The organism is Streptomyces sp. ICBB 8177, assembly GCF_003144095.1.
Taxonomy (GTDB): Bacteria; Actinomycetota; Actinomycetes; order Streptomycetales; family Streptomycetaceae; genus Streptantibioticus_D.
On record NZ_NSKH01000018.1, the window covers coordinates 1,095,936 to 1,112,147 of the forward strand.

Sequence of the window (16,212 nt, forward strand, 5' to 3'; positions counted from 1 at the left end):
TCCTGACGCGCTCCGCCCCTTTTCTCGTGCGCCCCCTTCGGACGGGCTGCGGGCCTGCCCGTGCTGACGCGCGTAGACGACCCGCGTAGACACTCCTTGACCTGCCACGGTCAACGGCTCTAGGTTCACGTCACCGTCACATCCCCTCAGGGGCCGCCACCCCGAAGGAGCCTTCCCATGCGCCGACTTCGCCCCCTTCCGACGACCCGCCGCGGCCGGGCCACCGCCGCCGTCGCGGCCGCCGCGGTCGCCGGGACCGCGCTGTTCGCCACCGGAGCGGCCACCGCCGACAACTCCGTGCCGCGCTCCGACAAGGAGATCCCGAACCTCACCAAGGTCGAGGACCAGATCGAGGCCTACTACGGCGACACGGTCATCAACGGCGAGCACTACGCGTCGCCCAACTCCCCGTACGCGCAGCAGGTCGAGGGCGTCGAGGCCAAGGCGAAGGCGTACTTGAGGCAGGCCGTCCGGCACGACCACGGCAAGAAGCCGGCGATCGTCCTGGACGTGGACGACACCACGCTGCTGACCTACAACTACGAGCTGGAAGTGGGCTTCGCCTACACCACGGCCTCCAGCGACACCTACATCCGCACCAGGACCATGCCGGCCGTCTTCGGCATGACGCGGCTGGTCGACTGGGCGGCCCAGCAGGGCGTCACGGTCTTCTACGTCACCGGCCGTCCGGAGGCCCAGCGCGCGCCGAGCGCCGCCAACCTGGCCGCGGTGGGCTACAAGCCGGCCGCCGACGCGAGCCACTTCTTCCTGAAGAACCCCACGAACCCGCCCGCGTACCTGCCGTGCGGTGCGACCTGCACGACCGTCCAGTACAAGTCCGGCACCCGCGAGCACATCGAGTCGCTCGGCTACGACATCGTGGCCAACTTCGGCGACCAGTACAGCGACCTGTCCGGCGGCTACGCCGACAAGGACTTCAAGCTGCCGAACCCGATGTACTACATCCCCTGAACCGCCCGCGTCCCTGCCGCGCCGGGAGTGACGGCGTGTCACACCCCGGGTGCGGCAGGGGGAGGCGGGGGTGGGCCCGGGCGGTGCGGGGGCTCGGGCGGGGGCGGGCCCGGGGGCGGATGGTGCGGCCCTGGCGGCTTGGGCGGGGGCTCCGGGAGCGAGTCCACGTCGGGCGCGGCCTGCGGCCACACCAGCAGCACCGGGCACGGCGCGTGGTCCACCACGAACCGCGTCGCGGGGCCGAGGCTGTGCGGGCCCAGCCGCTCGCGGTCGCCGTCGCGTGCGCACACCAGCAGGTCGGCGCCCTCAGCAGCGCGCACGATCTCCCGCTCGACCCGGCCGCTCAGCTCCCGCCGCCGCGCGGGCCTGCCCAGCCGCCGTGCCGCCGCGTCCAGCAGCTCACCGGCGGCGGTCGCCGACAGCTCCTCCAGCCGCGCCCCCGGGTCGCGCCCGGCCCGTCCGCGTCCCAGCAGTCCGCCGAACACCGCGTGCGCGGCCTGCGCGGGAGCGGGGTCGGTGACGTGCGCGAGCGTCAACTCCTCGTCGTCGCGGGCCCGTTCGCGGGCGGCGTCGACGCAGGCCGGCCAGGTGCCCTCGGCGATCCAGATCACGATCCCCACGGCGGCTCACCCTCCGATCGTCGTCAGCGACACCCACAGTGCCACGCTCGCGGCGATCAGCGTGGCAGGCACGGTCAGCAGTCCCAGCAGGGTGAAGGAGCCCAGCGCCGGACGCTCGTCGTGCTCGTGCAGCACCCGCCGCCACAGCAATGTCGCCAGCGAGCCCACGTACGTCAGGTTGGGCCCGAGGTTGACCCCGAGCAGGACGGCGAGCACCGGGGCCGCGCCGCCCGGCGAGACGATCGGCAGCAGGGCCAGCAGCGCGGGCAGGTTGTTGATCAGGTTGGCCAGCACCGCCGCGACCGCCGCGACGCCCAGCAGCGCGGGCAGCGAGGTGCCACCGGGCAGCACGTCGCGCAGCCCGTCGGCGAGCCCGTTGTCCACCACCGCCTTGACCACCACGCCGAGGGCCAGCACGAACAGGCAGAACGGCAGCCCGGCCGACTTCACCACCTCGACCGGCGTGGTCCGCCCCCGCCTCAGCGCCCGCACGGCCAGCACCAGCGCACCGGCGAACGCCGCCCACGCCGGATTCACCCCGGCGAACGAGGTCACCACGAACCCGGCCAGCGTGCAGCCCAGCACGGCGAGGGTGAAGACCGGCGGCGCGACGCGTTCCGCCTGGTGCCCGCCGCCCGCCCCGGCCGCGAGGTCGGCCCGGAAGAAGCGCCGGAAGACCCCGTACTCCACACCGATGGCCGCGAGCCACGGCAGTGCCATCAGCCCGGCGAAGCGGGCGAACGACAGCCCGCTCGCGGAGAACGCCAGCAGGTTCGTCAGGTTGGACACCGGCAGCAGCAGCGAGGCGGAGTTCGCCAGATGGGTGCAGGCGTACACGTGCGGCCGGGCCCTGGCCCCCGCCGTGGCCGCCGTGGCGAACACCACCGGCGTGAGCAGCACCACGGTGGCGTCCAGACTGAGCACGGCGGTGACCAGGGACGCGACGACGAAGACCCCGGCCAGCAGCCGCCCCGGGCGCTCGCCGCACACCCGTGCCACCAGATCGCCCGCCGCGCCGAACAGCCCGTCGTCGTCGCAGAGCTGGGCCAGCACCAGCACCGCGGCCAGGAACCCGACGACCGGCAGCAGGCCGCGCAACTGCGTCCAGGCGTCGTGCCACGGCACCGCTCCGACCGCCACCAGCACCACCGCGGCGGGCACCGCGGCCACCGCCTCGGGCAGCCCGCGCGGCCGCACCACGGCGAACGCCAGCACCACCAGCAGCAGGGCGACGGAGAGCACCTCGGCACCCGCGCCGTTCACCAGGAGCCTCCCGGGGTTCGCGTCGTCGTCACAGACCGGACCGTCACCACGGACCGGACGGTCATCACAGGCCGGACCGTCACCACGGGCCGGACAGGGGTCGGACGGCCATCGTCACACGCGGGCGCCACCGCGCCGCGCCCGCCCTCGCGTGTCCGCCGTCAGGGCCCACGGGAAGGCCTGTTTCCGGGCCCCCGGGCCGCGCGTCAGCCCGGTGGCGCGCGGTGCTCACTTACGGGTGACACCCGCGTAGGCGATCCTGGCCAGCTCCCCCTGCCCCTCGGTGCTCGGGTGGAACCAGTCCCACGGGCTCAACTCGGCCGTGGTGAACGGCTCGTCGTGCACCGCGCCGCCGTCGTAGCGGCACAGCGGGTACTGGCCGCAGACCTGCTGAAGCACCTGGTCGTACGCCGCCACCCGGGCGCGCACGGCCTCGCGGCGGGTGGTGTCGGCGGCCGTGGTGCCCGTGGGGTCGGCCAGCATCGACGGGCAGATGCCCAGGTTCCACACGGAACGGCCGAGCACGCTGGAGCGGCCCACCGACCACAGCCGGTACAGGTCCGGCACGCTCGCCACGTACACCTCGGTGTGCGGCGAGCCGGTGCGCAGTGCCCGCAGCGCGTCGGCGAACCGGGCCCTGAAGTCGGCCACCGGGGTCATCGCCGCCACCGAGTCCGCGCACGCGTCGTTGGCGCCGATCAGTATGGTCGCCAGCCCCGGGCGCTTCGCGGCGGCCTCGCGTGCCTGGTCGACGAGGGTGTCGACGCGGGCGCCGCTGACCGCGAAGTTCCAGGTGTGGCCGGCCGGCGAGGCGAGCAGCCGGGTGGCGAGGCTGTCGACACCGGAGCGGTCGCCGGTGGCCCAGGAGGCGTCCGGGCAGTCCGACAGCAGCGAACAGGCGTCGAAGCCGCGGGTGATGGAGTCGCCGAGCGCGGCGACGGAGGAGGGCCGTGGGTTCCACGCCGGCCCGCTCGGTGAGGGTGACCCGCTCGCCGCCGGACGCCCGGAAGGCCCGCATCCGGCCACCACCAGCAGCGCGGCGCACACCGCGGCGACGAGCCCGGCCCGCCGTCGCCGGACGGCCCGCGCCGGGTGACGGCGCTCGCGGCGGGGCCGCGGTGTCTCGCGCATATGCGCCCCCTCATCGGATGACCGGGTGATATCTGCGTCAGCCCGACGGTACGTCACTCCTCCAGGGGCGCCGCACGGTAGCTTTTCCTCGACAGCCACGTCACGGTCACACCGATTGGTTCAACTCGGTGGCACAGTGGGTGATCGACATAAGTTTGAATACGAGCGATCAGTTCTTGTCCCGTTTGGTAAGAATGGTGCAGAATGTCGGGCATTGTCCCGAGATGACCGGACCGGGCACGAGGCCGCTGGGGAAGGCGAACCTCGTCCCACACTGGAGGTCCCGGTGACGACACGTGGAGTTCTTTACGTGCACTCCGCACCCCGCGCGCTGTGCCCGCACGTCGAGTGGGCGGTCGCGGGAGTGCTGGGTGCGCGGGTCAGCCTCGACTGGATCCGCCAGCCCGCCTCGCCGGGCACCTGGCGGGCCGAGTTGTCCTGGCACGGCGACTCCGGCACGGCGTCCAAGCTGGCGTCCGCGCTGCGCGGCTGGCATCTGCTGCGCTTCGAGGTGACCGCCGAGCCCAGCGCCAACGCCGAGGGCGAGCGCTACAGCAGCACACCGGAGCTCGGCATCTTCCACGCCGTCACCGGGCTGCACGGCGACATCCTCATCCCGGAGGACCGGCTGCGCGCCGCGCTGGCCAGGGCACGCCGCGGCGAGGCCGACCTGGAGGCGGAGGTCGCCAAGCTGCTGGGCAAGCCGTGGGACGACGAGCTGGAGCCGTTCCGGTACGCGGGCGAGGGCGCGCCGGTGCGCTGGCTGCACCAGGTGGTGTGAGCACCAGGCTGTGTCGTTGACCCGGCTCGGGCGCCGGGGCATAGCGTGATCGCATGACCGACACGATCACCGTCGCCGTCCTGGGCACCGGCACCATGGGTGCCGCCATGGCCCGCACCCTCCTGAGGGCCGGTCACGACGTACGGGTGTGGAACCGCACCCGTTCCCGTGCCGAGCCCCTCGCCGCCGACGGCGCCACCGTGGCCGACGACCCGGCCGCCGCGGTCCGCGGCGCCGACGCCGTGCTGACCGTGCTGCTCGACGGGCCCACCGTGCTGGAGACGATGCGGGCCGCCGCGCCCGGGCTGCGCGAGGGCGCGGTGTGGCTCCAGGCGAGCACGGTCGGCCCCGAAGGGCTGGCGCCGCTGGCCGCGCTCGCGGAGGAGCACGGCGCGCTCTTCGTGGACGCCCCGGTGCTGGGCACCAAGCAGCCCGCGGAAGCGGGGGAGTTGCAGGTGCTGGCGGCCGGCCCCCAGGAGGCCCGCCCGGTCGCCGACCGGGTCTTCGACGCCATCGGCCGCCGTACCGACTGGCTCGGCGAGGAGGCCGCCTCGGGCGCGGCCAGCAAACTGAAGCTGGTCTTCAACAACTGGGTGCTCACGGTGATCAACGGAACCGCCGAGTCGCTGGCGCTGGCCAAGGGGCTGGGCGTGGACCCCGAGCGCTTCCTCGCCGCCCTGGAGGACACCGCGCTGGACTCGGGCTACCTGCGGATGAAGGCCAAGGCGATCCTGACCGGCGACTACTCGGTGAACTTCACCGTCGACGCCGCCGCCAAGGACGCCCGGCTGATCGAGCGCTCGGCCGAGGGCGCGGGCGTGCGGCTGGACCTCGCTCCGGCAGGCGTCGTCCGCCTGGCCCGCGCCTCCGAGGCGGGTCACGGCGACCAGGACGCCGCCGCCTCGTACTTCGCGAGCTTCGAGGGCCCGGCGGGCGGCTGATCGGCTCAGCGGACGGTGATCAGCCCAGCAGGCGGGTGAGCGCGCGGCGGTCGCGGTCCGCCGCCTCCGTCCCGCTCGCCGTGAGACCGTCCGCCGCGGTGAGGTGACGGCTCGTCAACTCCCGTGTCACAGGGGGATGTTGCCGTGGGCCCCGCGTCGCTGCGGGGCCCCGGCGATCGCGCGGGCCAGCGCGGAGCGGGTCGCGTCCGGCTCGATCACCTCGTCGACGACGCCCAGTTCCATGGCCTTCGGCAGACCGCCCGCCACGATCTCGTGCTCGGCGGCCAGCTCCAGCTCGACCTGCTCGCGCAGTTCCTCGGGGACCTCCGACAGCTTGCGGCGGTGCAGGATTCGCACCGCCGCCACCGCGCCCATCACCGCCACCTGCGCCGTCGGCCAGGCGAACACCCTGGTCGCGCCCAGCGAGCGCGCGTTCATCGCGATGTAGGCACCGCCGTACGACTTGCGGGTGACCAGCGTGATCCGCGGCACCACGCACTCGCCGAAGGCGTGCAGCAGCTTCGCGCCGCGCCGCACCACGCCCTCCCACTCCTGCCCCACGCCCGGCAGGTACCCGGGGACGTCCACCAGCACCACCAGCGGCACCCCGAACGCGTCGCAGGTGCGCACGAACCGCGCCGCCTTCTCCGCCGACAGCGAGTCCAGGCAACCGCCCAGCCGCAGCGGGTTGTTGGCGACCACGCCGACCGTGCGGCCACCGAGCCGCCCCAGCGTCGTCACCATGTTCGGCGCCCACCGCGGGTGCAGTTCAAGACCGGGGACGTCCAGCACCGCGTCCGCCAGCGGGTGCACGTCGTACGCGCGGCGCGGCGAGTCCGGCAGCAGCCCGCCCAGCGGCCGGTCGTCCACCGCCCGCGGGTCCACCTCGCCCTGCGCGCCGAGCAGCACCGCCAGCCGGCGGGCCCCGGCCAGCGCGTCCGCCTCCGAGTCGGCCACCACGTGCACCACGCCGGAACGCCTGCCGTGCGGTTCAGGGCCGCCGAGCCGGGCCATGTCCACCCGCTCACCGGTGACCGAGCGGACCACGTCAGGGCCGGTGACGAAGATGCGGCCCTCGGGCGCCAGGACCACGACGTCGGTCAGGGCCGGGCCGTAGGCCGCGCCGCCCGCCGCCGCGCCCAGCACCACCGAGATCTGCGGCACCCGCCCGGACGCCTGGATCATCGCCTGGAAGACCCGTCCGACCGCGTGCAGCGATCCCACGCCCTCCTGGAGCCGGGCGCCGCCGGAGTGGTAGATCCCGATCACCGGGCAGTTCTCCGCGACCGCGCGGTCGTAGGCGCGTACCACCACGTCGCAGCCGTCCGCGCCCATCGCGCCGCCCTGCACCGTGGGGTCGCAGGCGAACGCGACGACCTTCACGCCGTCGGCCGTGCCGATCGCGGCGAGCATCCCCGAGGCGTCGTACGGGGAGACCTCCTGGTAGCCGCCCTCGTCGAGAAGGGCCCGCAGCCTGAGCCGGGGATTGCGCGGATCGCTGTCACGCGGTGGTCGTCCGGCCATGCTGCGGGCCTCCTACGACCGGCACCGGGCCGGTCACGCTACGGCTGCCGTGCCGGTCAGCTCCTGCGGAAGGCCAGCACGATGTTGTGACCGCCGAAGCCGAACGAGTTGTTGAGCGCGGTGATCGTGCCGTGCGGCAGTTCGCGCGGCTGGTCGCGCACGATGTCGGCGTCGACCCCGGGGTCGAGGTTCTTGATATTGATCGTCGGCGGAGCGACCCGGTGGTGCAACGCGAGGACCGTCGCCACGGTCTCCACGCCGCCGGCACCGCCCAGCAGGTGGCCGGTCATCGACTTGGTGGCGGAGACCGCCATGTGGTCGAGGTCGTCACCGAAGACCGAGCGCAGCGCCTTCACCTCACCGACGTCACCGGTCGGGGTGGACGTCGCGTGCGCGTTGACGTGGGTGATCTCGGCGGGCTTGACGTCGTTGTTCGCCAGCAGGTTGCCGATCGCGTCCGCGATGCCGCGGCCCGAGGGCTCCGGCTGCGCGATGTGGTGCGCGTCGCCGGACACGCCCTGGCCCAGCGCCTCGCAGTACACCCGGGCACCGCGCCGCTCCGCGTGCTCGGCGGACTCCAGCACGACGACGCCGGCGCCCTCACCGAGCACGAAGCCGTCCCGGTCGACGTCGTAGGGGCGCGAGGCGCCCTGCGGGTCGTCGTTGTTCTTGCTCATCGCCTGCATGTTGCCGAACGCGGCGATCGGCAGCGGGTGGATCGCCGCCTCGGTGCCGCCCGCCACCACGACGTCGGCGCGGCCGGTGCGGATCATCTCCACGGCGTAACCGATCGCCTCGGCGCCCGACGCGCAGGCGCTGACCGGGGTGTGCACCCCGGCGCGGGCGTTCAGCTCGATGCCGACGTTGGCCGCCGGGCTGTTGGGCATCAGCATCGGCACGGTGTGCGGGGAGACCTTCCGCACGCCCTGCTCCCGCAGGATGTCGTACTGCCCCAGCAGGGTGGTCACGCCACCGATGCCGGAGGCCACCACGGTGCCCAGGCGGTCCGGGTCGACCGACGCGTCCTCGCCCGCCTTGCCGGAGAAGCCCGCGTCCGCCCACGCCTCACGGGCCGCGATCAGCGCGAACTGCGCCGAGCGGTCCAGCTTGCGGGCCTGCGGCCGGGCAATGACCTCACCGGGCTCCACGGCGATCTGCGCCGCGATGCGGACCGGCAGCTGCTCCGCCCAGTCCTGTTCCAGCGGGGTCACCCCGGACCGGCCGGCCAGCAGGGCTTCCCAGGTCGATGCGCTGTCGCCACCCAGGGGTGTGGTTGCGCCGATACCGGTGACGACCACGGTGCGATTGGTCGAGTTCACAGGAATTCTTGTCTCCACGTTTCGAGGGTGAAGCAAACGCGTACCACCCGTCGGGGTGGCGACAGACGCGTCGGCCTACGAGGTGCGACTGGGGGGCGTCCCTCAGTCCTGGTGCTTGAGGATGTAGTCGGCAGCGTCGCCGACGGTCTTGAGGTTCTTGACGTCCTCGTCCGGGATCTTGACGTCGAAGCGCTCCTCGGCGGCGACGACGACCTCGACCATCGACAGCGAGTCCACGTCCAGGTCGTCCGTGAAGGACTTGTCGACCTGGACGTCCTCGGTCGGGATGCCGGCGATCTCGTTGACGATCTCCGCGAGACCCTCGACGATCTCTTCCTGAGTGGCGGCCATGTTGGCGCTCCTTCGATGTGTTGCTCGGTGGTCGTGCGACCCGCGGAACTGCGGGTCGCCGGGATCTTGTGCCTAGGGGAGGGTAACGACCGAGGCCGCGAACACCAGACCCGCCCCGAAGCCGATGACGAGGGCCGTGTCGCCGCTCTTGGCCTGACCGGTGGCGAGAAGCCGCTCCATCGCCAGCGGGATCGACGCCGACGAGGTGTTGCCGGTGGTCTCGATGTCACGGGCGACCGCGACGTGCTCCGGCAGCTTCAGCGCCTTGATCATCGAGTCGATGATGCGCATGTTCGCCTGGTGCGGGATGAACGCGTCCAGCTGGTCGGCGGTGACACCCGCGGCGTCCAGCGCCTGCTGGGCCACCTTGGCCATCTCGAAGACGGCCCATCGGAAGACCGCCTGGCCCTCCTGGGTGATGGCCGGGAACCGCACCTCGTCCGGCCGGCCCTCGCGGTAGACGTCCCACGGCAGGGTCTGCTTGATGGTCTCCGCCTTGTCGCCCTCGGAGCCCCAGATCACCGGGCCGATCGCGGGCTCGTCGGACGGCCCCACCACGACCGCGCCCGCGCCGTCGCCGAACAGGAAGGCGGTCGCCCGGTCCTCCTTGTCGGTCAGGTCGCTCAGCCGCTCCACGCCGATGACCAGCACGTACTGCGCCGAACCGTCGGTGACCATGCCCTTGGCCAGCGACAGGCCGTAGGTGAAGCCCGCGCAGCCGGCGGAGATGTCGAACGCGGGCGGCGTGCCGGCGCCGACCCGGTGCGCGATCTCCGTGGCGACGGCCGGGGTCTGCTTGAAGTGCGAGACCGTCGCCACGATGACCGCGCCGATGTCCTCGGGGGCCAGCCCCGCGTCCGCGATGGCCTTGCCGGCCGCCTCGACCGACATCTCGGCGACCGTCTCGTCCGGGCCCGCCCAGTGCCGGGTGACGATGCCGGAACGCGACCGGATCCACTCGTCGGAGGAGTCGATGTACCGAAGGATCTCCTCGTTGGGCACCACACGGGTCGGCCGGTAGCCGCCGACGCCGAGGATCCGGGCGTGACGCGCGCCCTGGCTCGGCTTGATCTTCGCGGACATGCGGGGCTCCTCAGTCTTATTCGGCCGCGGGGTGGAGGCGCAGCAACGGCTGGCCGGGGGCGACCGGGTCGCCGTCCTCGACGAGCCACTCGACGACGGTGCCGCCGTGCTCGGCGACGACCGCCTGCCGCTCCCGGTTGTTGCCGACGTGGGCCACCGTCGCGCCCGGCGCCAGGACCTCGCCCGGCTTGACGGACGGCTCCATGCTCACCGTGCCCTTGAACGGGGCCACCGCGAGCCGCCACGTCGGCGCGTGCTCGAGCGGGTTCGAGGACTCGTCGCCGTGCTCCGCCACGATCTCGCGGGCCGCCTCGATGTCGTCCGGGGTCTTGAGTGCCAGCGTCTTCACGCCGGGCAGGGCGCGCTTGGCCAGCCCCACCAGAGTACCCGCGGGGGAGACCTCGATGATCGCGGTGACGCCCAGTTCCTTGAACGTCTCCATGCACAGGTCCCAGCGGACCGGGCCAGCCACCTGCTTCACCAGCCGCCGCGCGATCTCCGCGCCGCTGTGCACGACCTGGCCGTCGGCGTTGGACACGTAACGGGTCCGCGGGTCGCGCACCGTGACGCCGGGCAGCAGGGCCTGGAGCGTGGCGACGGCGGGCTCCATGTGGGTGGTGTGGAACGCGCCCGCCACCTTCAGCGGCATCACCCGGGCGCCCTCGGGCTTGTCGGCGGACAGCGCCGCGAGCTGCTCCGTGGTGCCCGCGGCGACGATCTGGCCGGCGCCGTTGACGTTCGCCGGGGTCAGGCCCAGCTCCGCGAGCTTGGCGTGCACGACCTCCGGGTCGCCGCCCAGCACCGCGGACATGCCGGTCTCGGTCACCGCGGCGGCCTTCGCCATCGCCAGGCCCCGCTGCCGTACCAGCGCCATCGCCGACTCGGCGGTGATCACCCCGGCACCGGCGGCGGCGGTCAGCTCGCCGACGCTGTGGCCGGCGACCGCGGCGATCCTGCGGCGGGCGTCCGCCGGGTGCGGGAAGAGCGACAGCGCGGAGACCAGGCCCGCGGCCACCAGCAGCGGCTGCGCCACGGCGGTGTCGCGGATCTCGTCCGCGGTGCCCTCGGTGCCGTAGTGCACCAGGTCCAGGCCGGCGACCGCCGACCACCAGTGCAACCGGTCGGCCACGCCCGGGAGTTCGAGCCAGGGGTTGAGGAAGCCAGGAGTCTGGGCACCCTGGCCGGGAGCTACGAGTACGAGCACCTTCACACTCTCTCTCGCGTCAGGTGGTCCCCGCCGGTGAGGACAGGGACCAAGAACGGTCAGGCGATTTGTGGGTGTCCCACAAAAGCTCAGCGCGGTTGATCGGTACTGGAGAGGCGGCCCAGGATCAGCGCGATCCGCAGGGTGAACGCGGAGCGCACATCGGAGGGTGACCAGCCGGTGACGTCGGTCACACGTCGCAGCCGGTAGCGAACGGTGTTGGGATGCACGAACAGCATCCGCGCCGCGCCCTCCAGCGAGGAGGCCTGTTCCAGGTAGACGCTGAGGGTCTCCAGCAGCGCCGAGCCCGCCTCCTCCAGCGGTCTGTAGATCTCCTCCACCAACTGCTCGCGGGCCGCGGGATCGCCCGCCATCGCGCGCTCCGGCAGCAGATCGTCCGCGAGCACCGGGCGCGGCGCGTCGGGCCAGGCGGCGCACGCCTTCAGCCCCGCCGCGGCGGCCTGCGCGGAACGGGTCGCGGCCAGCAGGTCCCCGACCACGGGGCCGGCCACCACCGGCCCGGCGGCGAACGGGCCGATCAGGTCCTTCGCGGTACGGATCGGGTCGTCGCTGCCGCCCGCCACCACCACCAGCCGGTCCCCGAACACCCCCGTCAGCACCTGGAGTTTGGCGTGCCGGGCGGCGCGGCGGATCGCCTCGACGGTCAGTTCGCTGTCGCCGTTGGGCGCCGTGCCGAGCACCACGATCACCCGATCCGGCGAACTCCAGCCGAGCGCGGCGGCCCGCGAGAGCACCCCCTCGTCGGCCTCGCCGGACAGCACCGCGTTGACGACCAGCGACTCCAGACGGGCGTCCCAGGCGCCGCGGGCCTCGGCGGCCTGCGCGTAGACCTGCGCGGTGGCGAACGCGATCTCGCGGGCGTAGACCAGCAGCGCCTCGCGCAGCACGGACTCGTCGCCGGGGGCCGCGATCTCGTCGATCGCGGACTCCATGACCTCGATCGTGGTGCGGACCATCTCCACGGTCTGCCGCAGCGAGATCGCCCGGGTCAGCTCGCGGGGCGCGGTGCCGAAGACGTCCGTGCTGATCGCCTGCGGCGCCTCCGGGTGCCGGAACCACTCGGTGAACGCGGCGATGCCCGCCTGCGCGACCAGGCCGATCCACGAGCGGTTCTCCGGGGGCATCGCCCGGTACCACGGCAACTGCTCGTCCATCCGCGCGATCGCCGCGGCAGACAGTCTCCCGGAGGACTTCTCCAGCCGCCGCAGGGTGGCGCTGTGCGGGTGGGAGCCGCTGGGGCTGCTGGAAGATCGCGTGGATTCGGACACGGGACAAGCCTGCCTCATGCACGACCGCTCCCGAACCGCTGGGTCACTCCGTGGGGGCCTTCTGCCCACCCGCCCAGCCGTTGGCGCGGTCAGGGGCGGTTCGGTTGACGCGGCCCGGTGGGTGGCCGGGGCCGGTCCCGCGTGGGTCTTCTGCCCACCCACCCGCCCGTTGGCGCGGGCGGTGCGTGCGGGGCTCAAGACATGGGGTCCGGAGGCCGGGTCGCGTGTGGGACCGTCTGCGATCACGGGCGGACGGGTGGGAGCCCGCGGCCGAAGGTGCGATCGCGTGCGTGTGCAGGGCAGGGGGGCGGGCCGGTGCCGGGACTGATCGAGTGAACGGGCGGGTGGGTGGGGGACTGCGTTCGGAGGCGCGATCGCGTGCGGGTGGTGCTGGGCAGAACCCCCTGCCGGTGCCGGGCTGACTGCGGTGGACGGGCGGGTGGGGGACCGCGTCCGAAAAGCCCGATCGCGGGGGCGTGGTGCTGGGCAGAACCACCCCCCGGTGCCGGGCGGCTGAAAGCCGCCTTCCTGCACGTGCGCCCGGAAGCTCGGGCCGTCGCCTACCGTGGTCCACGTGATCCGTCGGATGCCCGCCGCCGCCCGCTACCGGGGAGGCGATCCCGCCGCAGGGATCGAGACCCTGCACAGCTTCTCCTTCGGCCCGCACTACGACCCCGGCAACCTCCGCTTCGGCGCCCTCGTCGCGGTCAACGAGGAGCGCCTCGCCCCGGGCGCCGGGTTCGCGCAGCACGCGCACCGCGACGTGGAGATCGTCACCTTCGTCGTCGACGGCGAACTCGCGCACGACGACACCGCGGGCCACCGCCACCTCGTGCGCGCCGGTGAGCTCCAGTGGCTGAGCGCGGGCGGCGGCGTCCGCCACACCGAGCGGAACGCCAGCCCCGACCGCCCCCTGGCGTTCGTCCAGATGTGGCTGGAGCCGGGCGAGTTCGGCGGCCCGCCCGCGTACGGCCGCACGAGCGGTGACCGCGTCAGCACGCCCCGCCGCCCCGGCGCCGCCCTCGTCGTGCACCGGGGCCCGGCCCGCCTGACCGCCGCGCCACTGCGCCACCTGCACGTCGTACGGGGCCAACTCCTGCTCGACGGGCAGCCGTTCGGCCCCGGGGACGCCGCCCGCGTCACCGGCGGCGGCGAGTTGGCCGTCGACGCGGACCCGGAGGCGACCTACCTGGTCTGGTCGCTGGACGCCTGAGAGGGCGTCCCTACCGCGCGAGTTCCGCCAGCACCGCGTCCGTCAGCCGCGGCCACACCTCGATCGCCCACTCCCCGAAGTCCCGGTCGGTCAGGCAGACGCACGCCGCCCCCGCGTCCGGGTCCACCCACAGGAACGTGCCGGACTGGCCGAAGTGGCCGAAAGTGCGCGGCGAGGACGAACCGCCGGTCCAGTGCGGGGACTTGGCGTCGCGGATCTCGAAGCCCAGGCCCCAGTCGTTGTGCCGCTGCACCCCGTAGCCGGGCAGCACGCCGCGCAGCCCGGGGAACGCCACCGTGATGGCCCGCTCCAGGGTCTCGGCGGCCAGCAGCCGCGGCGCCTGCAACTCCGCCGCGAAGCGCACGAGGTCGTCCACGGTGGAGACCGCCCCGGCGGCGGGGGAGCCGTCCAGCGAGGTCGCCGCCATGCCCAGCGGCTCGAAGACCGCCTCGCGCAGGTAGTCCGCGAAGGGGATCTCGGTGGCCTTCGCCACGTGGTCCGCCAGCACCTCGAACCCGGCGTTGGAGTAGATGCGGCGGTCGCCCGGCGCGGCCTGCGCCCGGCGCTTGGCGAAGGCCAGCCCCGAGGTGTGCGCGAGCAGGTGGCGTACGGTCGAGCCCTCGGGGCCGGCCGGCTCGTCGAGTTCGACGGCGCCCTCCTCGACGGCGAGCAGCACCGCGTACGCGGTGAGCGGCTTGGTGACCGAGGCGAGCGGGAAGCGGTGGCCGGTCGGGCCGAAGGTCCCCGCCACCGTGCCGTCCGCGCGCACCACCGCCGCCGAAGCGGTCGGAACCGGCCAGTCCCCCATGCGTCCCAGGCTTTCCATGACCGCGAGCGTATCCGGTGCGGCTTGCCTAGAGTGCACTCAAGGTCTCTAGCGTGGAGATCACCGCGAGGGCGGGCGGCCCGGGGGACGGCCGCGAGGGCGCGAGCAGGCGGAAGGACGGTACGGCATGACAGTCGTGGACACCGCGATGGCCACCGCGCACCGGGCGGAGGCCGTGCGGCACTCCGCCACCGCGGGCGCGACGTCCGGCGATCCGATCCGGGACTGCGCGACGACGGCCCGGCCCGCGCGCCGGCCGGCCGGCCGAGACGGCTACACGATCAGCGAGGTCGTCTCGTACACCGGCCTGAGCGCCCACACCCTGCGCTGGTACGAGCGGATCGGGCTGATGCCGCACATCGACCGCTCCCACACCGGCCAGCGCCGCTACAGCGAGGCCGACCTCGGCTGGCTCGACTTCGTCAACAAACTGCGGCTGACCGGGATGCCGGTCGCCGACATGGTCCGCTACGCGGAGCTGGTCAGGGAGGGCGAGCACACCTATCCCGATCGGCTCCAGCTGCTGGTCGCGCACCGCGAGGACGTGCGCCGCAGGATCGCGGAGCTGGGCGACACCCTCGGGGTCATCGACCGCAAGATCGATCTCTACGCGAGCGCCCCCACGGGCGCGGGAGAGGTACGGAATCCATGAGCAGCAACAAGCTCGGCACCATCGCCCTGGGCACCGGCGGTCCGCTGGTCGGCGTCCAGGGGTTCGGCTGCATGGGCATCAGCGAGTTCTACGGGGGCACCGACGAGGCGGCCGCCCGCGACACGCTGGACGCGGCCCTGGAGGCGGGCGTCACCCTCTTCGACACCGCCGACATCTACGGGTCGGGGGCGAACGAGGAGTTCCTGGCCCCCTTCGTGAACGCGCACCGGGACGACATCACGCTCGCCTCCAAGTACGCCATCGTCCGCAAGGCCGACGACCCGGACTACCGCGGGGTCCGCAACGACCCGGCGTACATCCGGCAGGCCGTCGAGGCGAGCCTGACCCGGCTGAAGACCGACGTCATCGACCTGTACTACATGCACCGCAGGGACCCGGCGGTGCCGTTCGCCGAGTCGGTGGGCGCGATGGCGGAGCTGGTCGAGGCGGGCAAGGTCAGGTACCTGGGCCTGTCCGAGGTCACCGGCGCCGAACTGCGCGAGGCGCACGCCGTCCACCCGATCGCCGCCGTGCAGTCGGAGTGGTCGCTCTTCAGCCGGGACGTGGAGATCTCACTGGTCGGCGCGGCGAAGGAGCTGGGCGTCGCCGTCGTGCCGTACTCGCCGCTCGGCCGGGGCTTCCTGACCGGCGCCTTCACCGACGCGGGCAAGGACCTGGGCAGCGGCGACTTCCGCACGCAGCAGCCGCGCTTCACCGGCGACAACGCCAAGGCCAACGCCGCGCTGCTGGAGCCGGTCCGCGAGATCGCCGCCGCGCACGACGCCACGCTCGGCCAGATCGCCCTGGCCTGGGTGCACCAGCGGCAGCAGGTGCACGGCCTGACCGCGGTAGTGCCGATCCCGGGCACCCGCAAGCGTTCCCGCGTGCTGGAGAACACCGCGGCCGCCGCCATCACGCTGACCGACGACGAGCTGGCCCGCCTGGAGCCGATCGCCGGACAGGTCGCGGGAGACCGCTACCCGGACATGTCCAGCACCTCGGCCGCGCGCGAGTAACGCCTCGCCGGCTCAGCCGTCACCGGG

At 73.4% G+C, this 16,212-nt stretch carries 15 protein-coding genes and 1 pseudogene; 6 read left to right on the top strand and 10 right to left on the bottom strand.

All coding sequences use genetic code 11. The features are described 5' to 3' along the window. The first annotated feature begins 177 nt into the window (after window positions 1–177). Window positions 178–972: an HAD family acid phosphatase gene (locus tag CK485_RS13330; protein ID WP_109450199.1), complete on the top strand. Its 795-nt coding sequence runs from the start codon at window positions 178–180 to the stop codon at window positions 970–972. A gap of 38 nt (window positions 973–1,010) precedes the next feature. On the opposite strand, the gene CK485_RS13335 is transcribed toward CK485_RS13330, so the two are convergent. From CK485_RS13335 to CK485_RS13345, 3 genes are all read right to left on the bottom strand, one after another. Next, on the bottom strand, window positions 1,011–1,592 hold the full coding sequence (locus CK485_RS13335) for a universal stress protein (RefSeq protein WP_109450200.1): 582 nt from the start codon (window positions 1,590–1,592) through the stop codon (window positions 1,011–1,013). 6 nt (window positions 1,593–1,598) lie between these two features. Continuing rightward, window positions 1,599–2,855 carry an SLC13 family permease gene (locus CK485_RS13340; RefSeq protein ID WP_109450202.1) on the bottom strand — a complete coding sequence of 419 codons (1,257 nt, stop codon included), beginning with the start codon at window positions 2,853–2,855 and terminating at the stop codon, window positions 1,599–1,601. 228 nt (window positions 2,856–3,083) lie between these two features. Beyond that, window positions 3,084–3,986, bottom strand: coding sequence for a GDSL-type esterase/lipase family protein (locus CK485_RS13345; protein WP_109450204.1), 903 nt, complete (start codon window positions 3,984–3,986; stop codon window positions 3,084–3,086). A 286-nt stretch (window positions 3,987–4,272) separates the two neighbouring features. Between CK485_RS13345 and CK485_RS13350 the strand changes: the two genes are divergently transcribed. Continuing rightward, on the top strand, window positions 4,273–4,767 hold the full coding sequence (locus tag CK485_RS13350) for a DUF3145 domain-containing protein (protein WP_109450206.1): 495 nt from the start codon (window positions 4,273–4,275) through the stop codon (window positions 4,765–4,767). A gap of 53 nt (window positions 4,768–4,820) precedes the next feature. Beyond that, window positions 4,821–5,708 (top strand): NAD(P)-dependent oxidoreductase, encoded by an 888-nt coding sequence (locus tag CK485_RS13355; RefSeq protein WP_109450208.1) that lies wholly within the window; start codon window positions 4,821–4,823, stop codon window positions 5,706–5,708. A gap of 126 nt (window positions 5,709–5,834) precedes the next feature. On the opposite strand, the gene CK485_RS13360 is transcribed toward CK485_RS13355, so the two are convergent. From CK485_RS13360 to CK485_RS13385, 6 genes and pseudogenes are all read right to left on the bottom strand, one after another. Continuing rightward, window positions 5,835–7,232, bottom strand: coding sequence for a carboxyl transferase domain-containing protein (locus tag CK485_RS13360; protein ID WP_109450210.1), 1,398 nt, complete (start codon window positions 7,230–7,232; stop codon window positions 5,835–5,837). Window positions 7,233–7,288: 56 nt separating this feature from the next. Next, window positions 7,289–8,551: a beta-ketoacyl-ACP synthase II gene (gene fabF / locus CK485_RS13365; RefSeq protein WP_109450212.1), complete on the bottom strand. Its 1,263-nt coding sequence runs from the start codon at window positions 8,549–8,551 to the stop codon at window positions 7,289–7,291. A 102-nt stretch (window positions 8,552–8,653) separates the two neighbouring features. After that, on the bottom strand, window positions 8,654–8,902 hold the full coding sequence (locus tag CK485_RS13370; RefSeq protein WP_109450214.1) for an acyl carrier protein: 249 nt from the start codon (window positions 8,900–8,902) through the stop codon (window positions 8,654–8,656). A gap of 72 nt (window positions 8,903–8,974) precedes the next feature. Further along, window positions 8,975–9,985 carry a ketoacyl-ACP synthase III gene (locus tag CK485_RS13375; protein WP_109450216.1) on the bottom strand — a complete coding sequence of 337 codons (1,011 nt, stop codon included), beginning with the start codon at window positions 9,983–9,985 and terminating at the stop codon, window positions 8,975–8,977. A gap of 280 nt (window positions 9,986–10,265) precedes the next feature. Then, window positions 10,266–11,189, bottom strand: a pseudogene (locus CK485_RS13380) (ACP S-malonyltransferase); the annotation flags it as partial. Window positions 11,190–11,278: 89 nt separating this feature from the next. Beyond that, window positions 11,279–12,478, bottom strand: a complete 1,200-nt coding sequence (locus CK485_RS13385; protein WP_241968331.1) for a helix-turn-helix domain-containing protein — start codon at window positions 12,476–12,478, stop codon at window positions 11,279–11,281. 586 nt (window positions 12,479–13,064) lie between these two features. On the opposite strand from CK485_RS13385, the gene CK485_RS13390 reads away from it, so the two are divergent. Further along, a complete protein-coding gene (locus tag CK485_RS13390; protein WP_109450220.1) occupies window positions 13,065–13,691 on the top strand; it encodes a pirin family protein in 627 nt (208 codons plus the stop codon). 10 nt (window positions 13,692–13,701) lie between these two features. On the opposite strand, the gene CK485_RS13395 is transcribed toward CK485_RS13390, so the two are convergent. Next, the gene (locus CK485_RS13395) at window positions 13,702–14,517 is read right to left on the bottom strand and encodes a serine hydrolase domain-containing protein (protein WP_109450222.1); all 816 of its coding nucleotides are present in this window, start codon (window positions 14,515–14,517) and stop codon (window positions 13,702–13,704) included. A 127-nt stretch (window positions 14,518–14,644) separates the two neighbouring features. Between CK485_RS13395 and CK485_RS13400 the strand changes: the two genes are divergently transcribed. Together CK485_RS13400 and CK485_RS13405 are read left to right on the top strand one after the other, a co-directional pair. Then, the gene (locus tag CK485_RS13400) at window positions 14,645–15,169 is read left to right on the top strand and encodes a MerR family transcriptional regulator (protein ID WP_109450224.1); all 525 of its coding nucleotides are present in this window, start codon (window positions 14,645–14,647) and stop codon (window positions 15,167–15,169) included. After that, complete coding sequence (locus CK485_RS13405; RefSeq protein WP_109450226.1) at window positions 15,166–16,185, top strand: aldo/keto reductase; 1,020 nt, start codon at window positions 15,166–15,168, stop codon at window positions 16,183–16,185. The genes CK485_RS13400 and CK485_RS13405 overlap by 4 nt, the downstream gene beginning before the upstream one ends. Window positions 16,186–16,212: the final 27 nt, after the last annotated feature.